Consider the following 25467-nt stretch of genomic DNA (forward strand, 5'->3'; position numbering starts at 1 on the left):
AATCTGCCTCGAGAGAACCTGGTGGTTTCGCCATGCGACGTCTATTGCGTTCCATCGACTTCGTCCTTCTGCTCATCACGGCCCTGGGTCTGATAGGCGGCCTCATGCTCACTGCATCAGGCCGAGGCGTGATCGCCCACGCGGTATGGACCGTCGGGGCAGCGCCGGTCCTGCTGGCGTTGTCGATTTCCATTTTCCAGGCGTTGCGGCGCCGCGAAGCAGGCATCGATATCCTCGCGCTGCTCGCCATAGGCTTTGCACTGGCACTCGGCGAATTCCTTACCGCCGCGGTGATCGCGCTCATGCTGGCGAGTGGACGCGCGCTCGAACACTATGCACACGAGCGGGCGCGACGAGAAATGACGGCGCTGCTCGCGCACGCGCCGCACTACGCCAATCGCTTCGAAGGCGGCGAGTGGCTTCGCGTGGAGTTGGACGCCGTTGTTCCGGGCGATCGGTTACTGGTGCGAAGCGGCGAGTTTGTACCGGTCGATGGCACGCTCGCTGGCCACGCGCAGCTGGACGAATCCGCACTCACGGGCGAGTCCGTGCTCCAGTCGCGCCCGCCCGGGGAGGCCGTGCCCAGCGGCGTAGTCAACGCGGGAGCGCCGTTCGAAATGGTGGCCGCAGCGGCCGCCAGCGATAGCACGTTTGCCGGGATCGTCCGCATGGTGCAGTCAGCGCAGCAAGGCCGCAGTCCCGCGGCGCGCCTCGCCGACCGCTATGCACTGCTTTTTATCCCCGTCGCCCTGTTGCTTGCCGGAGCGAGCTGGCTTGTCACCGGCAACGTCGAGCGGGCGCTGGCGGTTCTCGTCGTTGCAACCCCATGCCCGCTGATCCTCGCGGTGCCCGTGGCAGTCGTCTCAGGCATGTCGCGTTGCGCAAAGCGCGGCGTACTCGTCAAAAGCGGCGGCGCGCTGGAGCGTCTCGCTCAGGCAGGCATCCTGTTTTTCGACAAGACCGGCACGCTGACGGGCGGCCATGCTCGTCTGGTCGCGGTCGTCACGGATCCCGGGACAACGGCGGACAGCGTGTTGCGGTTTGCCGCTTCGCTTGCTCAAGCGTCGGGGCATGTGATTTCCCAGGGGGTAACCACGGCCGCACGCGAACGCAAGCTCTCGCTTGCCGTGCCAGCCCGTGTTGTCGAACAGCCCGGCGCGGGACTGACGGGGGAGATCGACGGTCAGGTGGTTGCGATCGGCTCGTTTGCCTATGTATCGACGGTCGCGACGCCGGCGCCCTGGAGCAAGGCCTTCCTTCAGCGCGTTGCCAGCGAAGGCGCCTCGGCCGTGTTCGTGGGCGTCGACGGTGTCATGGCGGGCGCCATTCAGATGGCGGACCAGATCCGCCTGGAGACGCCACGAGCGCTGAGGTTGCTGCGTCAGGAAGGTATCCGGCGGCTCATCATGCTCACCGGCGACAGACGCGACGTGGCCGAAACCATCGGTGCAATGCTCGGCGTCACCGAAGTGTGCGCAGAGCAAACGCCCGCGGACAAGCTCGCCGCTATCCACGCCGCTCGAGCGCAAGGCACGGTCATCATGGTCGGCGACGGCATCAACGACGCCCCTGCGCTCGCGGCCGCCGACGTCGGGATCGCGATGGGCGCGCGCGGGGCCGCTGCGTCATCGGAGGCCGCAGACATCGTGCTGCTCGTAGACCGCCTGGATCGCCTCGTGGAGGCATTGAGAGTGGCTCGCCGTACCCGACGGATCGCGATGCAGAGCGTGGTGACCGGCATGGCGTTTTCGATTGCGGCCATGGTGGTTGCGGCCCTCGGCTATTTGCAGCCCCTGGCGGGCGCGATGGTTCAGGAGCTTATCGACGTGGGTGTCATCGCGAATGCACTGCGGGCGCTGCGGATACGCGCCACGGCGACGACCGGTAGTCTCGCGCGGGACGATGCGGACCGTCTGAAAGCCGGTCACGTCGAACTCGGGCCGGTGATCGAACAGATCCGGAAACTGGCGGACGAGTTACCGCGACTGCCGCGAACGACGATTGCAAGCGCGCTCGAGAGCGTGAACGCGTCGCTGTCCCGAGAGCTGGTTCCGCACGAACAGCGCGACGATGCGCAGGTGTATCCGGATCTCGCGCGCCTGCTCGGTGGAGAAGATCCGATGGCGGCAATGAGCGGCACGCATCGGGAAATATTTCGCCTTGCCCGTCTGCTTGGACAGATGACGGCGGAGATACCGAGCGAGGGCCCCGACGCGGACAGCATTCAGGAATTCCAGCGACTACTGTACGGACTGGACGCGATTGTGCGCTTGCACTGCACGCAGGAGGATGAACTGTTCCACGCGCTCGATGAGGGCGCCTAGAAACGCAACGGGTGTCCATACAAACAACCGGTCGGTTCTTCAAGCGTGCCGATGGATCACGCCCCGGCCACGTTCGGCCACGGAGCGACGGGGCGAGCGGAGGAGGCGCGCTGTTCGAGTTTGTGACAGGAACGGCAGCGCCAATTGATGCATATCAATTGCCGTTCGAGCGACATTTCTATTCTTGCTTCATCGATGCCACGCCGAGCACCGGGTCGTGGCGCAGTTCAAGCGAATGGAGCCCGTTCATGTTCACGCTTTTCCGCTTTTACGCCTTCCTCCTCTTTGCCGGACTGGTCGTTTTTTCCGGAAGCGTGGACGCAATGCCGGCGTCTGCACCCGTCCGGCACAACGGCATCAGCTACATCACAGGGGGCATTGGCCAAACCGAAGTCGAAGCGTTCAGAGCGCAGGCTCAACAGTACAACTTGCGCATGACCTTCACGACGAAGTCGGGCGCGTTCCTGTCCGATGTCGACGTGAGCATCTGGAATATGGCGCGTCATCGTGTTCTGCGAGTGCGCACGGAAGGGCCGTTCCTGTTTGTCCGCCTGCCCGCGGGCCGCTACCAGATCGAAATTCATCTTGGCCCGCAGAGTGCGACGAAGGCGGTGCAGGTTCCTGCGCGCGGAGGATCAGAGGCGATTTTTCGTCTTGACGATCCCGACACCTGCGGTGTGATTCTCCTGTGCAAACAGGCGCGATAGTCCGCGTAAAACCGCATGAGTCCGTCGGGCGGACATCTCAAGGACTTGACGCATGTCGCTGAGAATATGCATCGCCATCGATTCGTCAGAAGCTTCCCGCGAGGCGCTGAGATTCGTTCGCGACATCGCGCCGATTGGGAGCATCGTCCGCCTCGTTAGCGTGGTGCTGGGCGAAGCGTCGATTCTGCCGCCCGGAGACGCCACGATTCCGGTTCTGGATTCCTTGCAGGAAGAACGGGTTCGCGAGGCGAAGCGCGTGCTCGCGAACGCGACGGACTATCTCGCGCGCGCCGGCATTCGAGCGGAGACTCAGACGATCGAACTGCCCGGACGCGACACCGATATCGGCCGCGCAATCGTGACGTCGGCGGCTTCGTGGCAGGCCGATCTGCTTGTTGTCGGCGCGCGGCAGCATCGGCAATGGTTGCGATGGCTTGAAGGAAGAGTCTCCGGGGCATTGACGCGTTTGCACCGGTGTCCGCTATTGATCGTCCCCCTTTCCGGGGCACAAGCCGAACACGATCGGCCGACACGCATCCTCTTTGCGGTTGATTCCGCTGAGGACGCACGACATTGCATGGCCTATGGACTGCGCCTCGCGACGCGAGCCTCGCATCTGCGCGCAGTGAACGTTGCTGCACCGGCTCCCGTTTGGCCAGTGGCGCACGATGCCCCGGACGTCGGGCGCGCAGCGAAAGCGCTGGTCGCGGCAAAACAGTGTCTCCAGCGGGCTTCGGACAACGTGACGACGGCCACCATCGGCGCGGCGGAAACGAGCGACGACATCGCGCGCGTGCTGGTGCGGGAGGCGGTGGAATGGGCCGCTGATCTGCTGGTGATGGGGATGCACAGCAGCGGGGGGCTGACTCATCTGGTGGTCGGCAGTGTCGCCAAAGAGGTCGCGCGTCTCACGCGGACGCCACTGCTGCTGGTTGACGCTCCGGCTCCTTGAATCCCCGTGTTTGATTGATCCACTTTGGTCGTACCGCAAACGATGCGGCCGTGAAGGCCGGCGTTCATGGATTCGCGATGTCGCGTTTGGCGCGCATTGCGCGCAGGGTTTCGACGTTGTCGTCCGCCGCTTGCGCAGGCATGTCGACGGCGGTTATGTCGAAGCGCCTTGCATTCGATAGAAGCGGCCCGTTCGCGCGGCACGTCTTCAGTACGTCGCGCAGCGGGGCGCGTTCCAATGAGGCGCTGCTGAAACTGCCGTAAGCATTTTCTGGACACCGCAGGCAAACGCCTGCACAAGGGAAGGGGGGCGCAGGTGATCGAGATCGTGACACTGACACTGAATCCTGCCGTCGATCTCTCGACGGCAGTGGAGCGGGTCGTCGACACGCACAAGCTGCGCTGCGACGCCGCGTGCCGATACCCGGGCGGCGGCGGCATCAATGTCGCCCGCGTGATCCAGCGGCTCGACGGAAGGGAGGCGAACTGCCTCGCTCTCTATCTGGCGGGCGGCTCATCCGGGAGCCAGCTCGAACAGATGCTGACGGCGGAGCGCGTCAGCAGCCGGCGGCTGCGCATTGCGGGTGAAACGCGCGAGAACTTCTCCGTGAGCGAGCGCGCCACGGGCCGCGAGTTTCGCTTCGTTCTGCCCGGCCCGCAGATCAACGCCGATGAGTGGGCGGGCCTGTTCGCGGTGCTCGATGCGTTAATGCCCGCGCCGCGCTATCTCGTGCTGAGCGGGAGTCTGCCGCCCGGATTGCCGGCCAGGGCCTATGCCGATCTGACCCGCTATGCCCATCTGCGTGGCACGCGCGTGGTGCTCGATACCTCGGGGCCGGCGCTCGCGCTCGCACTCGAAGCGGGTGTCTACCTCGTGAAGCCCAGCCTCGGCGAACTGGCCGCACTGGCTGGAAAGCCGCTTGCCGACGAAACCGATTGGCTGTCGGCCGCCCGTCGTCTGGTCGAGGAGCAGCGCGCGCAGATCGTTGCGTTGACCTTGGGGGAACGCGGCGCGCTGCTTGTCTCGTCCGAGGAAACCCTGCGCGTGCAAGCGCTGCCTTTGGCCGTATTGAGTGCAACCGGCGCCGGTGACAGTTTTCTGGCCGGCCTGCTGGTGGCGCTGCGTCGCGGCGACAGCTTGCGGGATGCCGCGCGTCTCGCTCAGGCTGCGGCCTCTGCCACGCTGCTCAAGAGCGGCACGGCGCTGTGCGACGCGGATGAAGTGAAGCGGCTGCACGCCGCCATCCGGGATGCGGCCTGACGCCTTGCCGCGCCTGTTCAGACGGCGCCTGACCGGCGACGCGACAGCGGCACGACCAAGGTCGCCGATTTGAGCAGCGCGGAACGCCGTGGAGCCTTTGTCCTTCCACGCCGGACGACGACAGGCGTCCGTCACGGCGAAATCGCGGGAGCTCGACGCCACCCCCGAGAGCAGGCTGTCGCCGGCGGCTCCGTCCGTATCGCTGATTGCTTCCACAAAACTGATGTTGACCCGATGGCGGGCCGGCAAGATGCCGGCTCGCCTGCCTACGCTGCGGACTCTCGCCAGGTTCATCAAACGCCCGTCCGGATGCGCACGGCCACGCGCCCCGTTCGGCCCCGTTTGTCTCTTGACGCAAGTCAATGCCGCGGCGCGGCCCAACCCGATGATGAAAAGCACGCAAGACCACACGGGCGTGACATCCCGATTCAGGAGCCGACATGTGTGACAGGATTCTGGTGGCGTTCGACGGCTCCGAGACGTCGAGACACGCGCTCGCCGAGGCGCTGCGCGTCGCTCGCCTGACAGGCGCGCAACTCTACGTCGCGCATGTGATCGACATTCTGGCGCCCTTCGGCATGGGGCTGACCTACGTGCCGGCGGACCTGATCGCCGCCTACCGCGAAGGCGCGCGCAGGGTGCTTGAAGTGGCGCGCGCCGAAGCAAAGGGCGCGGGCGTGAGATGCGAGACGGAGCTGCTGGAACTGCAAAGCGTCACCGACAGCGTGGCGGACTGCCTGAACCGCTGCGCCACGCGCGTGGGCGCGCAACTCGTCGTGCTCGGCACGCATGGCCGTCGCGGCGTGCGACGCGCCGTTCTCGGCAGTATCGCCGAGGAATGTGTGCGCGTGACCGACTGCCCGGTGCTGCTCGTGCGGGGTGCCTTGTGAGCGCCGGCGCCTCTTCCGCCGTGGTCTGGCTCGCGGAAGTCACGCGCGCCGATCTCGGGTGTGTCGGCGGCAAGAACGCGTCGCTCGGCGAACTGATTGCGCGGCTCACGCCACAGGGCATTAAGGTGCCGCCCGGTTTCGCGACCACGGCGCAGGCGTATCGTGACTTTGTCGCGGCAAACCGGCTCGATGAAGTGATCGCCGCCGCGCTCGACGATCTGGAGACGGGGCGCCGCACGCTCGCGGAAATGGGTACACGCATCCGCGCAGCGGTCTTGCGAGGAGAATGGCCGGCGGCGATCGCGGACGCTATCGCCGCTGCCTATGCGGAGTTGAGCCGCCAGAGCGGCCAGGACGTGCTGAGCGTTGCCGTGCGCTCCAGCGCAACCGCCGAGGATCTGCCCGAGGCGAGCTTCGCGGGGCAGTTCGAGACCTTCCTGAACGTGTCCGGCGCCGCCGCCGTGCTCGACGCATGCCGGCGCTGCTACGCCTCGCTCTACACCGACCGGGCGATCAGCTACCGTCAGGCCAGGGGTTTCAACACGCTCAAGGTCGCGGTGTCGGTGGGCGTGCAGCAGATGGTGCGCGCCGACCTCGGCGGCGCGGGCGTCATGTTCTCGATCGATACCGAGACCGGCTTCGATCGCGTCGTCCTGATCGATGCGGCCTGGGGCCTCGGTGAGAACGTGGTGCAGGGCGCGGTGGATCCGGACGAATACGAGGTATTCAAGCCGCTGCTGAAAGACCCTGCGTTGGCGCCCATCGTCGGCAAGAAGTGCGGCGCCAAGGCGATCAAGATGATCTGCACACGCAGCCGCATGCAGCCGACCAAGAGCGTGCGGACCTCGCTGGCCGAGCGCCGCGCCTGGGTGCTCAACGACGATGAAATCCTGAAGCTGGCGCGCTGGGCCTGTCTGATCGAGACGCACTATGGCTGTGCGATGGACATGGAGTGGGCGCGGGACGGCGCGACGGGCGAGCTCTTCATTGTGCAGGCGCGTCCGGAAACCGTGCAGTCGCGCCGCGATGCCGCAAGCATCAGGACCTGGCATCTCGACAGGAGCGGGCCGAAGCTGCTTTTGGGCGTCAGCGTCGGCGAGGCGATAGGCGCGGGCGAAGTCTGCGTGATCGAGCAGCCTCGCGACATGGCGCGCTTCGTGGACGGCGCGGTGCTGGTCGCGCAGACCACCGACCCCGACTGGGTGCCGATCATGCGGCGCGCGTCGGCGATTGTCACCGACCATGGCGGACGCACCTCGCACGCGGCGATCGTGAGCCGCGAACTGGGCTTGCCGGCGATCGTCGGGAGCGGCAATGCCACGCGCGTGCTGCGCAACCGCCAGAAGGTCACCGTGAGTTGCGCACAGGGCGAGGAAGGTGAGGTCTATGAGGGCATCGCCGACTTTCACGCGGACGAGATCGACTTCTCGAGCTTGCCGCCCACGCGTACCGGCATCATGCTCAACTTCGCGAATCCGATGGCGGCGTTTCGCTGGTGGCGCCTGCCCGCCGATGGGGTGGGACTCGCGCGCATGGAGTTCGTGATCGGCAACCAGATTCGCGTTCATCCCATGGCGCTGGTTCACTATGACCAGTTGAAGGACGAACAGGCAAAGCGCACGATTCGCAACCTCAGCGCGGGCTACGCGGACAAGACGGCCTATTTCGTGGACCACCTTTCGCGGGCGCTTGGGCGCATCGCGGCCGCGCAGTTTCCGCGTCCCGTGATCGTGCGCATGAGCGACTTCAAGACCAACGAGTACGCGAACCTCGTGGGCGGCGCCCAGTTCGAGCCGCGCGAAGCCAATCCGATGCTTGGTTTTCGCGGCGCCTCGCGCTATTACTCGCCGCTGTACCGTGAAGGATTCGCACTCGAATGTCGTGCGATCCGGCGCCTGCGCGAAACCATGGGCTTCACCAACGTCATCGTGATGATCCCGTTCTGCCGCACGCCCGAGGAGGCCGACCGTGTGCTGGAGGTCATGAAGGGGAACGGGCTGGAGCGCGGGCGCGATGGCCTGGAGATTTATGTGATGTGCGAGATTCCGTCCAACGTGGTGCTCGCCCGGGAGTTCGCGAAGCGCTTCGACGGCTTCTCGATCGGCAGCAACGATCTCACGCAGCTCACGCTCGGCGTGGACCGCGACTCGGCGCAACTGGCGGGCCTTTTCGACGAGCAGAACGACGCGCTCAAGTGGATGGTGCGCACCGTGATCGAAGAAGCCCATCGATGCGGGGCGAAGGTCGGGTTGTGCGGCGAGGCGCCCGCGCATCATCCCGAGTTTGCCGCGTTCCTGGTCGAATGCGGGATCGATTCGATTTCGGTGAGCCCCGACAGCTTCGTGGCGATCAAGCGTGCCGTCGCGGCCCGCGAGGCGGCGCACGATGCGGACCTTGCCGTGCCGGCAGCCGAGGCGTCGCGCCGCGCCCACGGGGTCGAAATCACGCCTTAGCCGTCTTTTCAATTGGGGCGGCTCATGCACGGCCCGGTTGCCCCCGATACTCGCTGAAAAGAGCGGCGGCGCAGGGGTGGCAATCGCCTCACGCCGCTTTCATGCCCCGGACAGGGCCGACCCTTCAGCGCGGCACCCACCAGGTATCCGATGTACCCGTCCGGACATAGAGGCGCTTGACGGCGGCCCAGGCGATCCGGCGCGCCGCTTCTTCCTGGCGTGGGTCCGATGCGTGGGCGGCCCACGCATGGTTGAAGGCGGCACGAAAAATATCCTGTGCGTGCGACGGCAAATGATTGCGGACGCTCGCGGGCAAATCGTCGTTCGTTGCGTAAGGCATGGCGAAGGTGCGCATCGCGCGGGAAGTCAATCGGGCAATCAGAAGACTGGCGCGCGCCGCGAGGGCGGCCTCTGATGCAGATCAAGCAAGGCAGCGCACGCGGGATCGCCATCGTGGCTATTTCGGATGCTGATCTCGGCTGATGCAGGTCAATTTTGCGGAGGACCCGTTCGCTAGATTGAACAAGGATGGGATTCGACGAACGGATCAGGGCCTGGTGCGTCGTGAATCCGGCACGCTTTGATTGATCAGGAGAATGACATGAGCCCTATTGCTCCAGACACGCCGCTTCAACCCGTTTTCCTGTCGGACATGGGCGCGCGCATGGTGCAGATCGGTTTCGATCAACTCGCGTCCGCGCTGGCGTTCCAGGCGAAGTGCCTCGATCGCGACCGCACTGCCGCGCAGCACCTGTGCGAGGTATGGATGCAGGCGCGCACCCACGATACGGGGGCCGTCGCGCAGGCGTGGCAAACGATGACGCGCGAGTATCTTGCGGCGTGCGTGGCCTTGTGGGGGCAAGGGATGGTGGCCGCCGCGGAAACCCAGGCGTCTTATGGCGCGATGCTTCGCGACACGGTGCTCGGCGCCCGGAAGGTGTGGTTGACGGGTGCGCCGGGCCTGGCGACAACGCCGGCCGGAACCGGCGCGCAGTCGGCGGACTGGATGGCATATCTCGCGTCGTTGACAGCCACGTACCCGGACGGCGAGGCGCGCCCCGCCACGTCGCTGCACCACGCGAGATCGGCAGGGGCGTGATCGCCGAACGCCTGCCCCTGCGCAACGAGGGGAGAGCTCAGTATGGAGAAGAAGTTCGATTACGGCAGCATCGCTTTCTTTGTCGGGCTGCTGTTGATGGTGGCGCTGCAATTGTTCTGGTCCACGCCTTCCGTGCCCCAGATGGCGTACAGCGACTTCGTGCGTCTGCTCGACGCGCATCAGGTCGACAATCTCGTGATCAGCCCGACGCGCATCACGGGCGAACTGCGCTCGGAACACGCCAGGGCGACCCTGCCTGCGTCGGAGGCCGCGAGCTTTGGAGACGGGCCGGCGCCTTATCCTTTTGCGACGGTCCGTGTCGCCGACGACGCGCTGTCGGGCCGCCTCGGCGCCGCCGGCGTGCGCTATAGCGGCGCAGTCGACAGCAACTGGGGCAGCGCGCTGCTCGGCTGGCTCGCGCCGCTCGTGCTCTTCGTGATCGTGTGGCAGGTCATGTCGCGGCGGGGCGGCGGCGCGCGCGATTTCATGGGCATTGGCAGAAGCGGCGCGCAGGTCTATGTCCAGCGCGACACGGGCGCGACCTTCAACGACATCGCGGGCATCGACGAAGCGAAAAAAGAGCTGCAACAGATCGTGTCGTTCCTGTGCCATCCGGAGCGCTATCGCCGGCTCGGCGGCAAGATACCGAAAGGCATCCTGATCGTCGGCGCGCCCGGCACCGGCAAGACGCTGCTCGCCAAGGCGCTCGCGGGCGAGGCGGGCGTGCCGTTCTTTTCCATCAGCGGTTCGTCGTTCGTGGAAATGTTCGTCGGCGTCGGGGCGGCGCGGGTACGCGACCTGTTCGAGCAGGCGCAGCGGCAGGCGCCGTGCATCGTGTTCATCGACGAACTCGATGCGCTCGGCAAGGTGCGCGGGGCGAACCTCATGTCGGGCAACGACGAACGCGAACAGACGCTCAACCAGTTGCTCGTCGAAATGGACGGCTTCGAGGCCAATGCCGGTGTCATCCTGCTGGCGGCGACCAACCGGCCCGAAACACTCGACCCCGCGCTGCTGCGCCCGGGGCGTTTCGATCGCCATATCGCCATTGACCGTCCGGACCTGACCGGACGCCGACAGATCCTGGCTGTGCATACGCGCAAGGTGCCGCTGGCACCGGATGTCGATCTGGATGAGCTGGCGGCGCGCACGCCCGGCTGCGTGGGCGCCGACCTCGCCAACATCGTGAACGAGGCCGCGCTGCACGCCGCCGAAGCCGACCGCGCGACGGTCGCCATGGCGGACTTCGACGAGGCCATCGATCGCGCGCTCGCGGGTTCCGAACGCAAGAGCCGCGTCATGAACGCGCAGGAAAAGCAGACGATCGCATGGCACGAGGCGGGACACGCGCTCGTGGCGCAAAGCCGCGCCCATTGCGATCCGGTCAAGAAGGTGTCGATCATTCCGCGCGGGGTGGCCGCGCTCGGCTATACGCAGCAGGTGCCGACCGAGGACCGCTACGTGCTCAGGCGCAGCGAACTGCTCGACCGGCTCGACGCCCTGCTGGGCGGGCGGGTTGCGGAGGAGCTGGTGTTCGGCGACGTGTCCACCGGCGCGCAAAACGATCTGGAGCGCGCGACCGCCATGGCGTGGCACATGGTGGCGCGCTACGGCATGAGCGAGCGCATCGGCCTCGCGAATTGCGCCGACCAGCCCGGGACGGCACATGCGCTCGGCGCCACGGACGGCCCGCGCTGCGGCGAGCATACGGCGCAGCGCGTCGACGACGAAGTACGCAGGCTTCTGAACGAGGCGCACGAACGGGTGGTGCAGACGCTCGCCGAACGGCGCGAGGCGCTCGACCGGATTGCGTTGCGTCTGCTCGAACGGGAAATGCTGGATCACGACGAACTGCTCGCGCTGATCGCCAACGAGCCCGAGCCGGCCGGCAGCGCGCGGCAGGGCGCGCCCGAAAGTGCGCCGGAAAGTGCGCCGGAAAGTGCGAGGTCCAAAGAAGTGGGCAACGTCGAACGCGCGGCATGAGGTGGCGCGCGAGTGCCGTTCAGGCGTTGCGTTTACGGCTCCGGATCGAGATAGTCGTGCGCGGCGCGCACGCGTTCCGACGTCCGCAACGCCTCCAGTGCCCGCTGTTCGGTGCGGCGAACCTGCTCACGCGAGATACCGGTGCGGCACGCGATTTCATCGTAGGTTTGGGGCTCGACGCCAATCCCGAAGCGCCGGCGCACGATATCCGCCTGCACGGCAGACATGTCGTCGAGCCGTGCCTGCACGAATTCGCCCATGCGCGCGCTGGCCGAGCGTATCCAGCGGCGTGGCGGTCGCAGGGTCGGGAATCAGATCGATCAGTTCCGTTTCGCCGTCGGGCAACACGATGTCGAGCGACGACGACTCGACGCGCACGCCGCCAAGGTCTGAGCGTTGCAGGCGTTTGTCGGTCTTCATGTCGTTCACGCAATACACCGTAAGGCTAATGGCGAGGCGTACTGACTTCCTCGTGACGGCAGCCGCCGGTTCACAAACACAAATTCGCCGCGGGCTGCCTGATGCCGTGAATCATTGTGCGTTCGCGCGCGGTTGAATAAGGGAAAACCGCAGTGTGTGCCACCCGCCGCATCGGTCGATCGGATCGCGCGGCAACATCCGGGGCCAGTGAACAAGCGCGTGCGAGGCTGCACGCAAAATGACCGCTGCGGCGCATGCCCGGTGCGGCTGTCGCAGCCATGTGATTCGGATTGGGCGGCCGATTGATTTGAGTCAAGCCGACAGCCGCGGTAGCGGACACGATGGTTTCATCCGCATGGAATTGCAATTGCCATCGCGCGATGAGCGTGTACTTTCTCGCCGGACATACAGCCGGCGACAGGATGAACTGGCGCGGTTTCGCATCGGCGAAGGCATCGTCGATATACGGTCTGCCGTATGGTCCGCAGGGACGACGGCGGGTGTGCTTCGGCTAACGCGAAATTGACACGGCACGGAGGCGCGTATGAACTGGCTGGCAGAGTACTTTTCACGCAGGACGCCCGTACTCGATGTCGCGATGTGGATCTATCCCCCGCCTGCACTCGGCCCGGAAGGGCCGGTCGTTCAGGCGCCGCATTGCTTGCCGTACCCCGGTGTCGAGCTGGCCTTCACCGCAGGCGAAGAAGTCAGGCGCGGCACACGCAGCGACGAGATACCGGCGCGCTATGCGTGGTTCGCTGAAGTCCATCAACCCGACATGTCGCGGGTGAGGGAAATGGCAAGGGGCGTGGAAAATCACGGATTCTTCCGGTCGATCGAAATTTATCCGCCTTCGCGTTACAACAACGATTGCCTCATTCGGGTCAACGATGCTTTCGCGTTCGTGCCCGTTTTCTCCGCTGATGGCGCGCCGTGCTTTTCCGGCAGTTGCATGGCGCAGCCCGGCGAGCCGTCCTCGTCGTCCTGCGTGCGTTTGCCGTGGCTTTTCCGCGGCTATATCAGCATCTAGCCGAGCAATGGGTCGACCTCAAGCTCGATGTGAAAGCGGGGCCGGCGGACGATCTCGCATGTGCGCCGGGTCACAGGTGTGATCGACGAGGTTCGGAGGCGCGGCGAGATCCGGCCGAGGCAGTCGAGAACGGCGGCGTGTGGTCCGCGCGAAAAGCGTGGCGTTCGCTGTGTGCATCATCATGGATATTCTGTACACCGAATGAGGTAAAGCTGTCATGTATCGCATCTTTCGTAAGCTGGAACGGTGGGCATTCGGCATCGTGACGGCGTCGGCTGTGGCATGTGCGGGTTTCATCGTTGTCGAGCGGTGCGGCGCGTCCTTCGCGAGTGCCGCCCATGCAGCGCTCGGCAGCGTGTTCGCCTGCGAGCCGGTCAGCCAGCCGGCCGAATGCGACGCCTTGCTGGCCGAGTGGAGAGAAGTCAAATGAATGCTTGTTCACTGTGTACCCGCGAGGTGGCCACCTGCGGTCCGCAAACGTCCATTGTCGAAGCGGCGGCCCGCATGCGCGCCCTTCATGCGGGCGATCTGGTGGTGGTGAGCGAGGAGGCGGGCGCGCGCCAGCCGGTTGGCGTGCTCACCGATCGCGACATCGTGCTGGCGGTGGTGAGTCCGGATGCCTCGCCGACGACGCTCTATGCCGGCGACGTGATGTCGGCGCCCGCCGTGCTCGCCCACGGCACCGACGACTTATGGATGCTCGCGCGGCGCATGCATCTGCACGGCGTACGCCGTCTGCCCGTGGTGGGCGCGGACGGCTCGCTGGTCGGCATCGTTACGCTGGACGACCTGCTGCATGCGGCCGCGAACCTGCTCGATGAATTGCGCCTCATCGCCGCTCGCCAGCAGCATTTCGAAGCGAAGCGCCGCGGTGACAGGGCTTAGCCCGCGCATCGGCAAGATTCCATGGATTCGGTCATGAATACCCCAACGCGCATCCTCGTCGTCTTTTACTCGCGCAGCGAGACCACCGCCGAGTTGGGCGGGCGGCTCGCCGCCGAGCTTGAAGGCGATTACGAACGGTTGCATGAGGTCGAATTCCGGCGGCGTGCCGGGCCTTTCGGCTTCCTGCGCTCGATTGTCGATGTGGTTCGCCAGCGCACGGCGCATCTTCAGCCGATGGCCCATGTGCTTGCGAACTACGACGTCGTGCTGATCGGTACGCCGGTGTGGGCCGCTCGCGCTTCCACGCCCGTGGCGACCTGGCTGGCCGAACACTGGCACGAAGTGCGCGCCACCGCATTCTTTTGCACCATGGGCTCACGCGGCAGCGAACAAACGTTCGCGCAGTTGCAGCAGCTCGCGCACCGCGCACCGCTCGCGACTTGTGCGATTTCCGCGCGCGACATGAAAGAGGATATAGCGGTGGAGAAGGTGGCCCGCTTCGTCCTTGCTATCAAGGACGCGCTCTCGGCGCGCGAGGACGAGGCGGCGGCCCGCTAAACGGGGCGTCGACGCAGTCAGCTCGTTTGTGAGCCGTCGTTTCCCGCGTCATCGTGGTCCGTACAGGTTCGCGCCTGTCGTTGGCGGAAAGTGCTGCGTTGAGTGCTCGCCTGCGCTTCGGCCCCTGTGGCCGCCATCGTCGACAGCGGTCACCCCTGGTCGCCCTGTTGCTTGGCTGATCAAGCCGTCAAGATCGTGACGGCACGCGCTTCGCTCGCGACCGCGATGCGTTGTCAGACTCGCGACGAGCAAGGCCGCAGGGGCGAGGCCGGCAGGCCGTACCGTCTCCACGCCGGACTAGCGCAGCGCCGGGCGCGTCGTCTTCCGGGCGCGCTGGGACAAGCGCCAGGCGGCCTCGGCATTCGCGAAGGTCGCCTGTAACACGGGGTGCACATCGGCATGCCAGCGCTCGCCTGTAAACAGCCCGTAGTGATCGCAGCCTTCCACGTCGAAGCGACGATGTGCATCCGGCGCAATGGCAGGGCACATCGCATGCGCCGCGTGCGTTTGCCCGGCTCCGGTGACGGCATCGCGCGTGCCTTCGACGGTCAGCAGCACCACGTCCCGCAACGCCGACGGCTCGACGAGCGTGCCGTCGGCACCGTTTGCTCCGGATGCGACGCGCCACGTGCCGTTCGCGAGCATCGCACGCTGGAACACGATGTCCACGGTGTCGAGGATGTACTCGGCGGCCATGTCGATCAGCGCGGTGTATTCGCTCAACGCGCGCCGTGCATCGGCGAGTGCGCGGACGTCGCCCCGCGAACTCGCATCGGCGTAAAGCTCGATCAGCGAAACGTACCGATGCGGATAGAGGATTACGATCTCGGCTTGTTGCAGATAGGCCGGAAAAACCCGTCGGCCGCGTCCCGCAAACTGCGCAGGCACCACATCGATCAGATGACGCTCGCACCAGTCCAACGAATGCGATGTGGCGGCGAAACCGAGCGTGCCCGGGTTGAGGCGCGCATCGAGCGGGCCGCCGATCAGCGTGATGCTGGCGGGTGGGGACAAGGCACGCTGCGCGCGCAGCGACAGCGCCCCGAGTGCGGGAAACGTCGACTGGCAGACTGCAAGGACGTGCAACGGCCGCGTGTCGTTCGCGAACTGGCCGATAAAGTCGTCCAGCATCGCCACGTATTCGTCGAGGCCGAAGCGTCCCGCTGCGAGCGGCACGTCCCGAGCGTTTTTCCAGTCCGTGATGTAGACATCGCCATCGGCGAGCAGCGTCTCGACCGTCTCGCGCATCATGACGGCTGCATGGCCGGCCAGCGGCGCGCATAGCAGCAGCGCGCGCCGGGGCCCGGCGTCCGCGCCGCGGCATGCGAAGCAGCGCAGGTCGCAGAACGGCGTGCGCGCGACGATGCCGCATTCAACCGCGGTGCGGCGACCTTCGAGCGTGACGGTGTCGATGACGAAGGGCGGTGGCGTGTCGGTGAAGCCGGGCAGGGAATCGTAGAGGCCGGCATAGCAGGAGGAGACCGCGTGAGCGAGCGCGGGCGCCGGCCACCCATCGCACACATGCTCGGCATATTCCGACGCCGCGCGCCACGCACGCAGCCATCGGCGCTGCTGTTCGATCAGGGCATACCACATGATCGAGCCCGATGGTCCGGCCTGCCGCGTGTGTTCCGATGCGGCGCGAGCGCTTCCAGCGCTAATTCGCCGCCGATGGGTGGGACTGCTTTCAGGTCGGCGATCTCGCGGAGCAACCCGGCGATATCGGTACTGGGGATAAGCATGGTCTCGGCTCGTCGGGTAACCGGGCGGTGCAGGGTTGCAGCGCAATGTCGTGCGGCGGCATGACCGCCTCCTCACTCGATCACAGCATGGACGGCCGTGTCGCAGGCGCGTTGATGCAGGTCAGTTCTCCCGTAGGGCCGGAGTCAGGGCGCGCGATTGATCAACTTCAACTTGAAGGAGCCGGCGAAAGACGGCGACAGGTGGATCGGAGGAAATCCGTGAGAGGGATTCAGCGTTGCAGACATTGAGCGGGACTGCCGGCTTGCGCTGCACGACGTTTTGCAGGCAGCGGTGCTCAGAAGGCTTCGCTGCTATCCGGATGAGCACGGCTTTGCCGGAGGCAGCCCTTTCTCCTTGCCACGAGCAATTGATCGAAGTCAATCGGCCGGCTAACGCGGCGATGATGATGAACACGAGCGCGGTGCAAACCGCATACGTCTGCCGTGCCTGGAGATGCAGATGGAAATGCAGGATGTGCAGATTCCTGTCGATCATGTGGCGCTGGGCGGGTTACTGGAAATACCCAGCCACGCCCGCGGCGTCGTGGTATTCGCGCACGGCAGCGGCAGCAGTCGATTCAGCCCGCGCAACCGGCAGGTGGCGGCTGACTTGCATGGCGCGGGCTTCGCCACGTTGCTGTTCGATCTGCTCAGCGCCGAGGAGCAATTGCACGACGGCGATGGCACCTATCGCTTCAATATCTCGCTGCTCGCGCGGCGGCTCGCCGCGACCCTCGTCTGGTTGCGGGAATCGCCCGACTTCGCATCCTTGCCACTGGGTCTTTTCGGCGCCAGCACGGGCGCGGCCGCCGCGCTCGTTGCGGCCGCGCAGACCGGCTGGGTAAAGGCCATCGTCTGTCGAGGCGGCCGCCCGGATCTCGCGGGAACGGCACTGGCCTCGGTTAAGGCGCCCACGCTGCTGATCGTGGGCAGCCTCGACGAGGACGTCCTGCGCCTGAACCGCAAGGCCGCCACGCAAATGACCTGCGAGCACCGAATCGAGATCGTGCCCGGCGCGACGCATCTGTTCGAGGAGCCGGGCGCGCTTGAGGAAGTCACCTGCCTCGCAAACGAATGGTTCGAGCGCTGGCTCGGTGCGTGCGAGCCGAATTGAACGCGCCGTTCGTTTGCCATCCAATTTTCCCGACGTGAGTGAACCGATATGAACCCGATTCGCAACGAAAGCGCGGCGACTGGAATGCGTCGCGACAAGCGACTGCAACCGCACACGAACGACAGCTATCGCGCCCCCGCCCGCGTGATGAGCGGCACGGGCTGCCGCGAATGTGGCGCTATCTACGAAAATGGCCGGTGGATTTGGAGCGCCAGCGCGGAAGTGACCCGACAACTTCTGTGTCCCGCCTGTCGAAGGATTCAGGATCACGCGCCGGCGGGAGAGTTGTGGCTCAAGTCTTGCGACTATCTGAACGCGCACCTCGATCAGGTCGTCGCGCTGCTCTCCCGCGAGGCGCGCAACGAAGCAGGCCTGCATGCGCTCGAACGCATCATGGACATACAGGTCCAGTCCGATGGCGTGCGCGTTTCGACGACGGGCCCGCATGTGCTCCGCAAGCTCACCGCAGCGATGCTGCGGGCGCACCACGGCAGACTCTCGATCGAATATCGCGACGGCGAACGGCTGTTGCGTGCCCGATGGAGCCACGAAAGCCGGCCCTGAAGAGGACGCCAGATCATGAGCGAGGTATTCCGCGATCGTGCCGATGCCGGCAGACAGCTTGCAACGGCGCTCCAGCGCTACGCAGGCCGCGATGATGTCGTGGTGCTGGCGCTGCCACGAGGTGGCGTGCCGGTTGGTTACGAAGTAGCGAGGGCCTTGCGATGTCCCTTGGACGTGCTGATCGTGCGCAAGCTCGGGGCGCCCTATAACCCTGAGCTGGCGATGGGCGCCGTGGCGAGCGGCGACGCGCTCTACGTCAACGACGCAGTGATGCGCGCGCTTGGCGTGAGCGAAGCGCGGTTCGCCGAGACCCTTGCGCGCGAGCGCATCGAGCTGCAGCGCCGTGAGTCGGCTTACCGGGGACAAAGGCCGCCTGTGGCGGTGCTCGGGAAGACGGTTATTGTCGTGGATGACGGAATCGCAACGGGCGCGACCATGCATGTGGCCCTCAAGGCGCTGCGCGCGAGTCGGCCGCGAGCGCTCATCATCGCGGTCCCGGTCTGTCCGGTCGGTGCCGAAGCGCGCTTCACCGAGGAGGCGGACGATTTTGTCTGCGTGATGCAGCCGTACCATTTCATGGGCATCGGGCAGTTTTACGCGGACTTTTCCCAGACCGGCGATGACGAAGTTCGCGCTTGTCTGGACGCCGCGCAGGAGTGGCAGCTTTCGGCTGCATGCGGCGATGCCGCCGGCGCGCGGCCCTTGCCTCCCGACGGCAGGCCGGACTGAGCGGACGGCCGTGGCAGCAAGGAGGGCAGGGACGGTATGCGCTCGGAAATCACGCGGATAAGGCAAAGGCGTAGGCGCTATCGAACCGATCACGATTGCCGCCCCATCACAAGACATGGGCCGCGGCCTCGCGGGTTGCTGCTTGATCTCGTTGCGTCAGCTTAGCTTTCGAACGGCGCGGCGAGCAGCAGATCGCAGACATCGGGGATTTCAATGCCCGGCGCGAGGCGACGTCCAATGTCGGCCAAGCCCGTTCCAATCGCAGTATGGGGTTTCCGTCTCGCCACTTCGGCGAGTGCCTGCGTGAACGCCTGTTTGAAGCCGAGCCGGGGATAGAGCGCGAGGGTGTCGTCGATCAACTGCGGAGATATCTCGTCCATCCTGAGTCCCATCACGTCGACGTGGGCGCCGAAGTGCACGAGCGCGACTTCCGGCTCCCGGCGATCGGCGATATCCGCGGATGAGTGAAGCGCGATCGCATCCCAGACAACATCGACTTTCGCCTTCGGATAGTCATGCGCATGCAGGAACCTGCTCGCCGCGTCGGCGCCATCGACCTCAAAGCGTTTATCTGCCGCGTGATGCGCCGACAACCCGAGATCGTGAAGCAGCGATGCGAGATAAACGAGCTCACGATCGTATTTCATCTGCCGCTTTTTTCCGATGAACTCCGCGAACCACCACGTCCGGTGAACGTGATTCAAAAGCGGCTTCGTGTGGGCTGATTCGGCGAGCGCGGCTGCTCGACGTGCAAGCTCGGAATCAGGAGCCGTTATGCCTCCGACGGTGACAGGGTGTTTCATACAGGATCCTTGAATGTTCGGTACGACGAAGATAGGGCGTACCGAACCCGTCAGCAATGACAAACACACCTCGTTTCCGGCCGATGGCTCGTCGTCGGCATGCCGGCGTGAGGCTTCTCGTGCGTGTTATGCCTTTGGCGGTCCGAAGCGTCGGCGGTAGTCTTGCGGAGCCACACCGTACACTTTCGTGAAGGCCCGGCGCATACGCTCGTCGTCGCCAAAACCCGTCCTGCGCGCGATGACCTGGATGGGCTCGTGCGCAGACTCGAGTAGACGTCTGGCCGCTTCGATGCGCAGTCGCTCTACCGCCCTCGCCGGGCTTTCCCCGGTTTCGCGAAGATAGACGCGAGCAAAGTTGCGCGGGCTCATCCGTGCGGCGTCGGCGAGTGCGGGAATGGACAGGTCCGCGTCCAGATGGGTACGAATCCAGTCATGGAGGTCTTCGAACCGGCCGCGCGCGTCGCGCATCTGCTGGCGCAGTTCGATGCTGAACTGCGCCTGGCCACCGGGTCGCTTGAGAAAGAGAACCATGCCGCGTGCAACATTGAGCGCCGCGAGATGGCCCAGATCGTCCTCGATCATGGCCAGCGCCATGTCGATCCCGGCGGAGACGCCGGCGGACGTCCAGATATGGCCGGACGTGACGAAAATCGAGTCGGGCTTCACGTTGATAGCCGGATGTTGTTGCTTCAACCGGTTGCAGGCTGCCCAGTGAGTCGTCACATCCCGATGATCGAGGACGCCGAGTTGCGCGAGGACGAACGCGCCCGTGCACACCGAACCGAGCCGACGCGGTCGTTCCAGATAGTTCGCCAGCGTTGCACGCAGCGATGCCGTCGCGGCGGCGGGCATGATCAGGTCGGCGCCGGCGATGAGCAACGTGTCGACAGAGTCCATCATCGTGTCATCGATGCACTCCGTTTCAAGCTTCACACGCGTGTCCGTCCGCACCGAACCGCCTGACTCGGAGGCCAGCACGACCTGATACGCGGAGCGACCGTCGTCAAAACAGGCATCGCTGAAAGCTTGCAATGGACCTGATATGTCCAGGAGCTTGGCGCCTTCATAGGCGACGATGACAACCTTGCGCGGCGCTCGACCATCCGGATTGTCGGTTCTGGACATTTGCTGACGTATCAAAGTACGGGGATCGCCGATCGAACCGGACCCAGCCTTATGCGGGCCATGACAAGACCTGGCTATGGCGGCCGGCCGTGGACCAGCGCACACGCTACCGGAATCCGGCGTAGCGGCGCAAGGCCAACCATACCTCATTTTCTGCCAATGTCCGGGCGCGCCGCCAGGTCTTACGCGAGGTCTGCGGTGCGAAAGCAGGCGGATATCGCGGCCGATTCGGAGTGAGCGGGAAAAGAAAACGAGGTCTTGCCCAGAACGAATTAGCGTTCTGGCAGAAAACGAGGTGTGAATGTCTGCGGCACATCGATCAATGATCCTATAGTGATTCAGCTAATCGCATCAGTCCATGAATGTGGAAAATGGAGCAAGGAAAATGAGCCAATACAGCGAATTCGAATTCAGGAAGCAGCCGTGGTTTGACGCGGCGTGGTTCGATCGGTCAAATTTTCAGGGATTCAGTCGCTTCATTCCGATGAAGACGATCGTGGTCCACTGCTTTGATCCGAGGGCATCTGAAATACCGCAGGCTGTCGCGGACTATTTCGGTGATGAGGTTTATCCCGGTGAGAACATTCTCGACGAAGCGGGCAACCGCATCGGTAACACGCGTACGTTGTTTGCGGTGTCTAACGCGGGTGGGCGCGCGCTTTCGGCTTTGCAGTCGGTCGCCACGATGGACTACCTTTTCAAGGTTCAAAATGTCGTTGTGGTGCATCACTCGTTTTGCGGCGCTACGGCTTTCGAACCTGAAGACCTCGTTGATGATTTTCATCATCATCACCATGCCGATATTTCAACGCTGTTCGATCACGATAGCCTCGCCATTTCGAACTTCGAAGATTCGATCAAACACGATGTCCGCTTACTTCGCGACAGCGCAGCCGTTCCGGCGAACGTCAAGCTTTACGGTTTCTTTTACGAGATCAATTCGGGAAAATTGACGGAGGTGGTGCGCGACATTCCGGCCTGAAGCCGGCTTCGGGGCCGCGCATGGGGGATCGCCGCCGGCCGCGTCTTCCTGAATTGCAATGTATCGGCCTGTGTAGATATTTAATTAAAACGACGGAGCATTCGTAGACATCGCCGATGTTCAAACAGCAGGCAGCACTTCAGCCGGTGTGGCTTCAGATACCGTTTCAACATCTCGAAACGTAGCTGGGCTCGTTGAAAAAAGCCGCCACTTCTGCCAGAAGCGGCGGCTAGCACACACGCCGGCGCTGAGGCGCCGATGATTGCGGAATGTCTAAACGCAATCACAGTTCAATTTAGCAACCCGAAAAGCTTTCGTCCATATTTAGAAACGTTTGAGTACCGTTTATTTGTGTAATGCGGATGCAGCCTCATGCGCATTGCATCGCATGGGCGCGGGTCGAACTGAGTGCTTTTTCCTGCTGAGACGCCGCCCACCGGTGGAGCATCGGCTTTAGAACATGTAGAGACCGGAACGATCCCCCTGGTTAAACCTTGCGCTGAGTCGCCAACAGAATTGAGATGTTCAAAGTGAATAATAATTTCACACCAACATTGAGATTGTAATCGGCATAAAAGGATTTTTTGGGGTTTCAGAATAACCGCCGATTGCGTGGTGAGCTTCACAGCGATGGTCAACTTTGTTTGTCGCAAATCGTCAAGCCAAGGTTGTCTGCACCAAACCAGCATGGGTTTGCGTCTCACCAACACCCGACATTCCGCCACACCAGGGTTTTTGACAGGTTTGCAACAACTGGTGCAACAAAGTACAGTGTTGCAACAAATGTATTCGTAAGCCTGTTGCCGGCCGCTCGTCTGCGCGGCCAAAAAGGAGTGTCGCAATGAAACGTACGAAGCTGACCGGCTGGATCGTGATCGGCATGCTATTGGGGATTGCCGTGGGTTACGGCTGTCATCGCGCGATCGACGACGCGCAGAGCCTGAAGTCGGTCGCAGACGGCTTCGCGCTCGTCACCGACCTGTTCCTGCGGCTCATCAAAATGATCGTCGCGCCGCTGGTGTTCGCCACGCTCGTGGTGGGCGTCGCGAAGATGGGCGACGCGAAGGCGGTCGGTCGCGTAGGCGTGCGCACGCTCGCGTGGTTTCTCGGCGCGACCTTTGTTTCATTGCTGCTGGGGGCGCTGGTCGCGAACTGGCTGCAACCGGGCGCGGGGCTGAATCTGCCTCTGCCCGATTCGCACGCCGCCACCGGCATTCAGGCGGGCGCGATTTCGATCCGCGAGTTCGTCACGCATCTGGTGCCCAAGAGCGTGGTGCAGGCCATGGCCGAAAACGAAATCCTGCAGATCGTGGTGTTTGCGGCGTTCTTCAGCCTCGGCATCATCGCGATCGGCGAGCAGGCGAAGGGCATCGTCAAACTGCTCGAACAGATTTCGGCGGTCATGTTCAAGGTGACGGGCTACGTCATGGCGTTTGCGCCGGTCGCCGTGTTCGCCGCGCTCGCACACGTGGTGGCCATTCAGGGTCTGGGCGTGCTGCTCAGCTACGGGCGTTTCATGGGCGTGTTCATTGGCGCGCTGGTGCTGCTGTGGTGCGCGATCGTCGCGGCGGGCGGTCTCGTGATCGGTGGCCGTGTGTTCGGACTCGTGCGCTCGGTGCGTCTGCCGATGCTGCTGGCGTTCAGCACGGCGAGCAGCGAATCGGCGTATCCGAAGCTGCTCGAACAACTCGAACGCAGCGGCGTGCCGCGCCGCATTTCGAGCTTCGTGCTGCCGCTCGGCTATTCGTTCAATCTCGACGGCTCGATGATCTATTGCACCTTCGCCACGCTCTTTATCGCGCAGGCGTATGGCATTCACCTGTCGTTCATGGATCAGGCGGCAATGCTCGCGATCCTGATGCTCACGAGCAAGGGCATGGCGGCCGTGCCGAAAGCGTCGCTCGTCGTGATTGCGGCGACGCTCGGGCAATTCAATATTCCCGAAGCGGGTCTGCTGCTCATCATGGGCGTGGACACGTTCCTCGATATGGGGCGCACGGCGACCAACGTGCTCGGCAACAGCGTGGCCGCCGCCGTGGTGACGAAGTGGGAAGGCCAGCTTGGCCCGGTGTTGAGCGAGGACGAGTACGAAGCGCTCGCGACTGCGCGAGAGGAAGCGCATGCCGGCGCGGGTCTGGTCGAAGGCGTGACGACGTAATCCGTATCGTACGTAATCCGAATTAATCGTCGATCAAGATCATCCGGATAAAAAACGGCGGCCCGCATCACGCGGCGCCGCCGTTTTTTATTACCTTGCCGTTTAGCGGCTGATGTCTTCGAGCGAACGTCCGCGCGTCGCCGGTCCGAGCAGCACCATCACGATCCCCACCAGCATCGACACGCCGATAAACATCGCCACGCCCGGCACGCCATAGTGGTGCAGCAGAATGCCGATCGCCAGCCCGGCGAACGCGGCGGCGATGCGGCTCCACGAATAGACGAAACCCACGGCGCGCGCCCGCACGCGCGTCGGGTACAGCTCGGCCTGGTAGCCGTGATACGCGTACGACATGATGTTCGCGGCGAGCGTGAACAGCACGCCCAGCACGATCAGCAGCCACGGCTGCGAAGCCTGCGCGAACAGCGCGATCACCACGGCCATGATCAGCAGGCCGCCGACGATCTGGGTCTTGCGTTCGAGCTTGTCCGCGAACCAGAAGCCGATGAGCGGCCCGAACGGATTCGCGATGGCGATCACGAACGCATACGCGAGGCTCTGCGTGACGTGAATGCCGCGCTCGATCAGCAGCGTCGGCACCCAGGCGGCGAAGCCGTAGAAGCCGATCACCTGCGCCATGTTGAAGATCGAGAGAATGACCGTGCGACGCAGATACGGCGGCTTCAGCACTTCGGTGAGCGAGCCGGCACCGGCAATTTCCGGCGCGGCGCGCTCGGGCGCGGGCAGCGGCGTGCGGGTTTCGGCTTGCACGCGGCGCTCGATATCGGCGACGATGCGCTCCGCGTCGGCTTCGCGGCCGTTGCGCGCGAGCCAGCGCGGGCTTTCGGGAATGCGTCGGCGCACGAACCACACGACGATCGCGCCCAGCGAGCCGATCAGGATCACGACGCGCCAGTAGTCGAGGCCGAGCGGCTGTGTGTCCTTGAGCGCATAGGCGAGAAACGCGACCACCGGCACCGCGCAGAACGTGATGACCTGATTGAGCGCGTAGGCGCGGCCGCGTTCGCCGCGCGGAATCAGCTCGGAGATGTACGTGTCGATCGTCACGAGTTCGATACCGATACCGATGCCCGCGATGAATCGCCAGATGTTCAGCGCGAGGCCGGTGGTCTGGAACGCCATGATCGCCGTGCAGACGATGTACCAGATCAGCGACCAGGTGAAGATCATGCGTCGGCCGAAGCGGTCCGCGACCTGGCCGAACACGAGTGCGCCGACCCAGAGACCCGCGAAGGTCGAGAATACGAAGGTGCCGAAGCCCGCCACTTTCAACGGCCCCAGCGCCGAAAAGAAGCCGAGCGACTCGGGCGTGAAGAGTCCGGCGTGGACCATGCCGGGCGCCACGTAGCCGGTGAAGAACAGGTCGTAGAACTCGAACACGCCGCCGAGCGACAGCAGGATCACCATGGTCCAGACGGTGCGTGACGGCGGCAGCCGGTCGAGGCGGGCCGCGATCTCCGCCGATGTTGGAGTCGACATCGAATTCCTTTTATGAGTTTCAGGTGCGAGCAGTGAGACCTGGCGCGGGCGAGCATGAGCGCGCAGGAGTTATGCCGCAGCTTAATTGAGGCGGCGCTTCACGGCACCTGGTTGAAACCCAGCTTGAAGGCGGGCGGCGGGGATCGTCGGTCGCGCGGGGACGTAAAGAGAAGCGCGAGCAGCGGCGTT

Annotated in this window: 25 protein-coding genes; 18 read left to right on the forward strand and 7 right to left on the reverse strand. The window is 64.4% G+C overall.

Annotated elements, in window-relative coordinates; all coding sequences use genetic code 11:
* Positions 1 to 32: 32 nt before the first annotated feature.
* The 6 genes from BMY06_RS26040 (at position 33) to ppsA (ending at position 8586) form a co-directional block, all read left to right on the forward strand.
* On the forward strand, positions 33 to 2324 hold the full coding sequence (locus BMY06_RS26040) for a heavy metal translocating P-type ATPase (RefSeq protein ID WP_074986161.1): 2292 nt from the start codon (positions 33 to 35) through the stop codon (positions 2322 to 2324).
* 248 nt (positions 2325 to 2572) lie between these two features.
* Complete coding sequence (locus tag BMY06_RS26045) at positions 2573 to 3031, forward strand: peptidase associated/transthyretin-like domain-containing protein (protein ID WP_074986163.1); 459 nt, start codon at positions 2573 to 2575, stop codon at positions 3029 to 3031.
* Between the two features lie 52 nt (positions 3032 to 3083).
* Positions 3084 to 3983: a universal stress protein gene (locus BMY06_RS26050; protein WP_074986165.1), complete on the forward strand. Its 900-nt coding sequence runs from the start codon at positions 3084 to 3086 to the stop codon at positions 3981 to 3983.
* Positions 3984 to 4298: 315 nt separating this feature from the next.
* Positions 4299 to 5243 (forward strand): 1-phosphofructokinase family hexose kinase, encoded by a 945-nt coding sequence (locus BMY06_RS26055; RefSeq protein ID WP_074986166.1) that lies wholly within the window; start codon positions 4299 to 4301, stop codon positions 5241 to 5243.
* Positions 5244 to 5683: 440 nt separating this feature from the next.
* Entirely contained in the window at positions 5684 to 6133 is a 450-nt protein-coding gene (locus tag BMY06_RS26060) for a universal stress protein (RefSeq protein ID WP_074986168.1), read from the forward strand.
* Positions 6082 to 8586: a phosphoenolpyruvate synthase gene (gene ppsA, locus BMY06_RS26065; RefSeq protein ID WP_074986171.1), complete on the forward strand. Its 2505-nt coding sequence runs from the start codon at positions 6082 to 6084 to the stop codon at positions 8584 to 8586. The genes BMY06_RS26060 and ppsA overlap by 52 nt, the downstream gene beginning before the upstream one ends.
* Positions 8587 to 8710: 124 nt before the next feature.
* On the opposite strand, the gene BMY06_RS26070 is transcribed toward ppsA, so the two are convergent.
* The gene (locus BMY06_RS26070; protein ID WP_234774610.1) at positions 8711 to 8941 is read right to left on the reverse strand and encodes a ChaB family protein; all 231 of its coding nucleotides are present in this window, start codon (positions 8939 to 8941) and stop codon (positions 8711 to 8713) included.
* Between the two features lie 246 nt (positions 8942 to 9187).
* On the opposite strand from BMY06_RS26070, the gene BMY06_RS26075 reads away from it, so the two are divergent.
* Positions 9188 to 9685 carry a hypothetical protein gene (locus BMY06_RS26075; protein ID WP_074986173.1) on the forward strand — a complete coding sequence of 166 codons (498 nt, stop codon included), beginning with the start codon at positions 9188 to 9190 and terminating at the stop codon, positions 9683 to 9685.
* A 42-nt stretch (positions 9686 to 9727) separates the two neighbouring features.
* Entirely contained in the window at positions 9728 to 11668 is a 1941-nt protein-coding gene (ftsH, locus tag BMY06_RS26080) for an ATP-dependent zinc metalloprotease FtsH (protein WP_074986175.1), read from the forward strand.
* 32 nt (positions 11669 to 11700) lie between these two features.
* Here the strand turns inward: ftsH and BMY06_RS26085 are convergent, their stop codons facing one another.
* On the reverse strand, positions 11701 to 11928 hold the full coding sequence (locus BMY06_RS26085; RefSeq protein ID WP_074986177.1) for a sigma factor-like helix-turn-helix DNA-binding protein: 228 nt from the start codon (positions 11926 to 11928) through the stop codon (positions 11701 to 11703).
* Here BMY06_RS26085 and BMY06_RS40510 point away from each other — a divergent pair.
* The 5 genes from BMY06_RS40510 (at position 11927) to BMY06_RS26105 (ending at position 14561) form a co-directional block, all read left to right on the forward strand.
* The gene (locus tag BMY06_RS40510; protein WP_260696524.1) at positions 11927 to 12061 is read left to right on the forward strand and encodes a hypothetical protein; all 135 of its coding nucleotides are present in this window, start codon (positions 11927 to 11929) and stop codon (positions 12059 to 12061) included. The genes BMY06_RS26085 and BMY06_RS40510 overlap by 2 nt on opposite strands.
* A 571-nt stretch (positions 12062 to 12632) precedes the next feature.
* Positions 12633 to 13118: a hypothetical protein gene (locus tag BMY06_RS26090; RefSeq protein WP_074986179.1), complete on the forward strand. Its 486-nt coding sequence runs from the start codon at positions 12633 to 12635 to the stop codon at positions 13116 to 13118.
* A gap of 217 nt (positions 13119 to 13335) precedes the next feature.
* The gene (locus BMY06_RS26095) at positions 13336 to 13548 is read left to right on the forward strand and encodes a hypothetical protein (RefSeq protein WP_065060536.1); all 213 of its coding nucleotides are present in this window, start codon (positions 13336 to 13338) and stop codon (positions 13546 to 13548) included.
* Positions 13545 to 14003 (forward strand): CBS domain-containing protein, encoded by a 459-nt coding sequence (locus BMY06_RS26100; protein ID WP_065060537.1) that lies wholly within the window; start codon positions 13545 to 13547, stop codon positions 14001 to 14003. Before BMY06_RS26095 ends, BMY06_RS26100 begins: the two co-directional genes overlap by 4 nt.
* Before the next feature lie 33 nt (positions 14004 to 14036).
* The gene (locus tag BMY06_RS26105; RefSeq protein ID WP_074986180.1) at positions 14037 to 14561 is read left to right on the forward strand and encodes a flavodoxin family protein; all 525 of its coding nucleotides are present in this window, start codon (positions 14037 to 14039) and stop codon (positions 14559 to 14561) included.
* A gap of 297 nt (positions 14562 to 14858) precedes the next feature.
* Here the strand turns inward: BMY06_RS26105 and phaZ are convergent, their stop codons facing one another.
* Positions 14859 to 16157, reverse strand: coding sequence for a polyhydroxyalkanoate depolymerase (phaZ, locus tag BMY06_RS26110; protein WP_074986182.1), 1299 nt, complete (start codon positions 16155 to 16157; stop codon positions 14859 to 14861).
* A gap of 267 nt (positions 16158 to 16424) precedes the next feature.
* Positions 16425 to 16799 (reverse strand): hypothetical protein, encoded by a 375-nt coding sequence (locus tag BMY06_RS38955; protein WP_124263173.1) that lies wholly within the window; start codon positions 16797 to 16799, stop codon positions 16425 to 16427.
* Between BMY06_RS38955 and BMY06_RS26115 the strand changes: the two genes are divergently transcribed.
* Genes BMY06_RS26115 through BMY06_RS26125 form a run of 3 tightly spaced genes read left to right on the forward strand, consistent with a single transcriptional unit; the run spans position 16764 to position 18710 of the window.
* Positions 16764 to 17417 (forward strand): dienelactone hydrolase family protein, encoded by a 654-nt coding sequence (locus BMY06_RS26115; protein WP_074986183.1) that lies wholly within the window; start codon positions 16764 to 16766, stop codon positions 17415 to 17417. The genes BMY06_RS38955 and BMY06_RS26115 overlap by 36 nt on opposite strands.
* A gap of 48 nt (positions 17418 to 17465) precedes the next feature.
* The gene (locus tag BMY06_RS26120; protein WP_074986185.1) at positions 17466 to 17981 is read left to right on the forward strand and encodes a BCAM0308 family protein; all 516 of its coding nucleotides are present in this window, start codon (positions 17466 to 17468) and stop codon (positions 17979 to 17981) included.
* A gap of 15 nt (positions 17982 to 17996) precedes the next feature.
* Positions 17997 to 18710 (forward strand): phosphoribosyltransferase, encoded by a 714-nt coding sequence (locus BMY06_RS26125; RefSeq protein ID WP_074986186.1) that lies wholly within the window; start codon positions 17997 to 17999, stop codon positions 18708 to 18710.
* Positions 18711 to 18871: 161 nt separating this feature from the next.
* Here BMY06_RS26125 and BMY06_RS26130 read toward each other — a convergent pair whose 3' ends face one another.
* Positions 18872 to 19513 (reverse strand): HD domain-containing protein, encoded by a 642-nt coding sequence (locus BMY06_RS26130; protein WP_074986188.1) that lies wholly within the window; start codon positions 19511 to 19513, stop codon positions 18872 to 18874.
* 126 nt (positions 19514 to 19639) lie between these two features.
* Positions 19640 to 20638 (reverse strand): GlxA family transcriptional regulator, encoded by a 999-nt coding sequence (locus tag BMY06_RS26135; RefSeq protein ID WP_074986189.1) that lies wholly within the window; start codon positions 20636 to 20638, stop codon positions 19640 to 19642.
* A 385-nt stretch (positions 20639 to 21023) separates the two neighbouring features.
* On the opposite strand from BMY06_RS26135, the gene BMY06_RS26140 reads away from it, so the two are divergent.
* On the forward strand, positions 21024 to 21620 hold the full coding sequence (locus tag BMY06_RS26140) for a carbonic anhydrase (protein WP_074986191.1): 597 nt from the start codon (positions 21024 to 21026) through the stop codon (positions 21618 to 21620).
* An 841-nt stretch (positions 21621 to 22461) separates the two neighbouring features.
* Complete coding sequence (locus BMY06_RS26145; RefSeq protein ID WP_065060544.1) at positions 22462 to 23778, forward strand: dicarboxylate/amino acid:cation symporter; 1317 nt, start codon at positions 22462 to 22464, stop codon at positions 23776 to 23778.
* Positions 23779 to 23880: 102 nt separating this feature from the next.
* Here the strand turns inward: BMY06_RS26145 and BMY06_RS26150 are convergent, their stop codons facing one another.
* Entirely contained in the window at positions 23881 to 25278 is a 1398-nt protein-coding gene (locus BMY06_RS26150) for an MFS transporter (RefSeq protein ID WP_074986192.1), read from the reverse strand.
* Positions 25279 to 25467 lie beyond the last annotated feature (189 nt).

Origin of the sequence: Paraburkholderia tropica, from assembly GCF_900109265.1 — a bacterium.
Taxonomy (GTDB): domain Bacteria; phylum Pseudomonadota; class Gammaproteobacteria; order Burkholderiales; family Burkholderiaceae; genus Paraburkholderia; species Paraburkholderia tropica.

Bases quoted from the DNA above. Each gene is read 5' to 3' on its own strand.
- BMY06_RS26105 (WP_074986180.1), top strand. From the start codon at position 14,037: ATGAATACCCCAACGCGCATCCTCGTCGTCTTTTACTCGCGCAGCGAG.
- BMY06_RS26120 (WP_074986185.1), top strand. From the start codon at position 17,466: ATGAACCCGATTCGCAACGAAAGCGCGGCGACTGGAATGCGTCGCGAC.
- BMY06_RS26085 (WP_074986177.1), bottom strand. From the start codon at position 11,928: ATGGGCGAATTCGTGCAGGCACGGCTCGACGACATGTCTGCCGTGCAG.
- BMY06_RS26070 (WP_234774610.1), bottom strand. From the start codon at position 8,941: ATGCGCACCTTCGCCATGCCTTACGCAACGAACGACGATTTGCCCGCG.
- BMY06_RS26145 (WP_065060544.1), top strand. From the start codon at position 22,462: ATGAAACGTACGAAGCTGACCGGCTGGATCGTGATCGGCATGCTATTG.
- BMY06_RS26150 (WP_074986192.1), bottom strand. From the start codon at position 25,278: ATGTCGACTCCAACATCGGCGGAGATCGCGGCCCGCCTCGACCGGCTG.
- BMY06_RS26130 (WP_074986188.1), bottom strand. From the start codon at position 19,513: ATGAAACACCCTGTCACCGTCGGAGGCATAACGGCTCCTGATTCCGAG.
- BMY06_RS26095 (WP_065060536.1), top strand. From the start codon at position 13,336: ATGTATCGCATCTTTCGTAAGCTGGAACGGTGGGCATTCGGCATCGTG.
- ppsA (WP_074986171.1), top strand. From the start codon at position 6,082: ATGTGTGCGCGTGACCGACTGCCCGGTGCTGCTCGTGCGGGGTGCCTT.
- BMY06_RS38955 (WP_124263173.1), bottom strand. From the start codon at position 16,799: ATGATCGACAGGAATCTGCACATCCTGCATTTCCATCTGCATCTCCAG.
- ftsH (WP_074986175.1), top strand. From the start codon at position 9,728: ATGGAGAAGAAGTTCGATTACGGCAGCATCGCTTTCTTTGTCGGGCTG.
- BMY06_RS26100 (WP_065060537.1), top strand. From the start codon at position 13,545: ATGAATGCTTGTTCACTGTGTACCCGCGAGGTGGCCACCTGCGGTCCG.
- BMY06_RS26040 (WP_074986161.1), top strand. From the start codon at position 33: ATGCGACGTCTATTGCGTTCCATCGACTTCGTCCTTCTGCTCATCACG.
- phaZ (WP_074986182.1), bottom strand. From the start codon at position 16,157: ATGTGGTATGCCCTGATCGAACAGCAGCGCCGATGGCTGCGTGCGTGG.
- BMY06_RS40510 (WP_260696524.1), top strand. From the start codon at position 11,927: ATGCGCGCGCTGGCCGAGCGTATCCAGCGGCGTGGCGGTCGCAGGGTC.
- BMY06_RS26060 (WP_074986168.1), top strand. From the start codon at position 5,684: ATGTGTGACAGGATTCTGGTGGCGTTCGACGGCTCCGAGACGTCGAGA.
- BMY06_RS26115 (WP_074986183.1), top strand. From the start codon at position 16,764: ATGGAAATGCAGGATGTGCAGATTCCTGTCGATCATGTGGCGCTGGGC.
- BMY06_RS26075 (WP_074986173.1), top strand. From the start codon at position 9,188: ATGAGCCCTATTGCTCCAGACACGCCGCTTCAACCCGTTTTCCTGTCG.
- BMY06_RS26090 (WP_074986179.1), top strand. From the start codon at position 12,633: ATGAACTGGCTGGCAGAGTACTTTTCACGCAGGACGCCCGTACTCGAT.
- BMY06_RS26050 (WP_074986165.1), top strand. From the start codon at position 3,084: ATGTCGCTGAGAATATGCATCGCCATCGATTCGTCAGAAGCTTCCCGC.
- BMY06_RS26125 (WP_074986186.1), top strand. From the start codon at position 17,997: ATGAGCGAGGTATTCCGCGATCGTGCCGATGCCGGCAGACAGCTTGCA.
- BMY06_RS26045 (WP_074986163.1), top strand. From the start codon at position 2,573: ATGTTCACGCTTTTCCGCTTTTACGCCTTCCTCCTCTTTGCCGGACTG.
- BMY06_RS26135 (WP_074986189.1), bottom strand. From the start codon at position 20,638: ATGTCCAGAACCGACAATCCGGATGGTCGAGCGCCGCGCAAGGTTGTC.
- BMY06_RS26140 (WP_074986191.1), top strand. From the start codon at position 21,024: ATGAGCCAATACAGCGAATTCGAATTCAGGAAGCAGCCGTGGTTTGAC.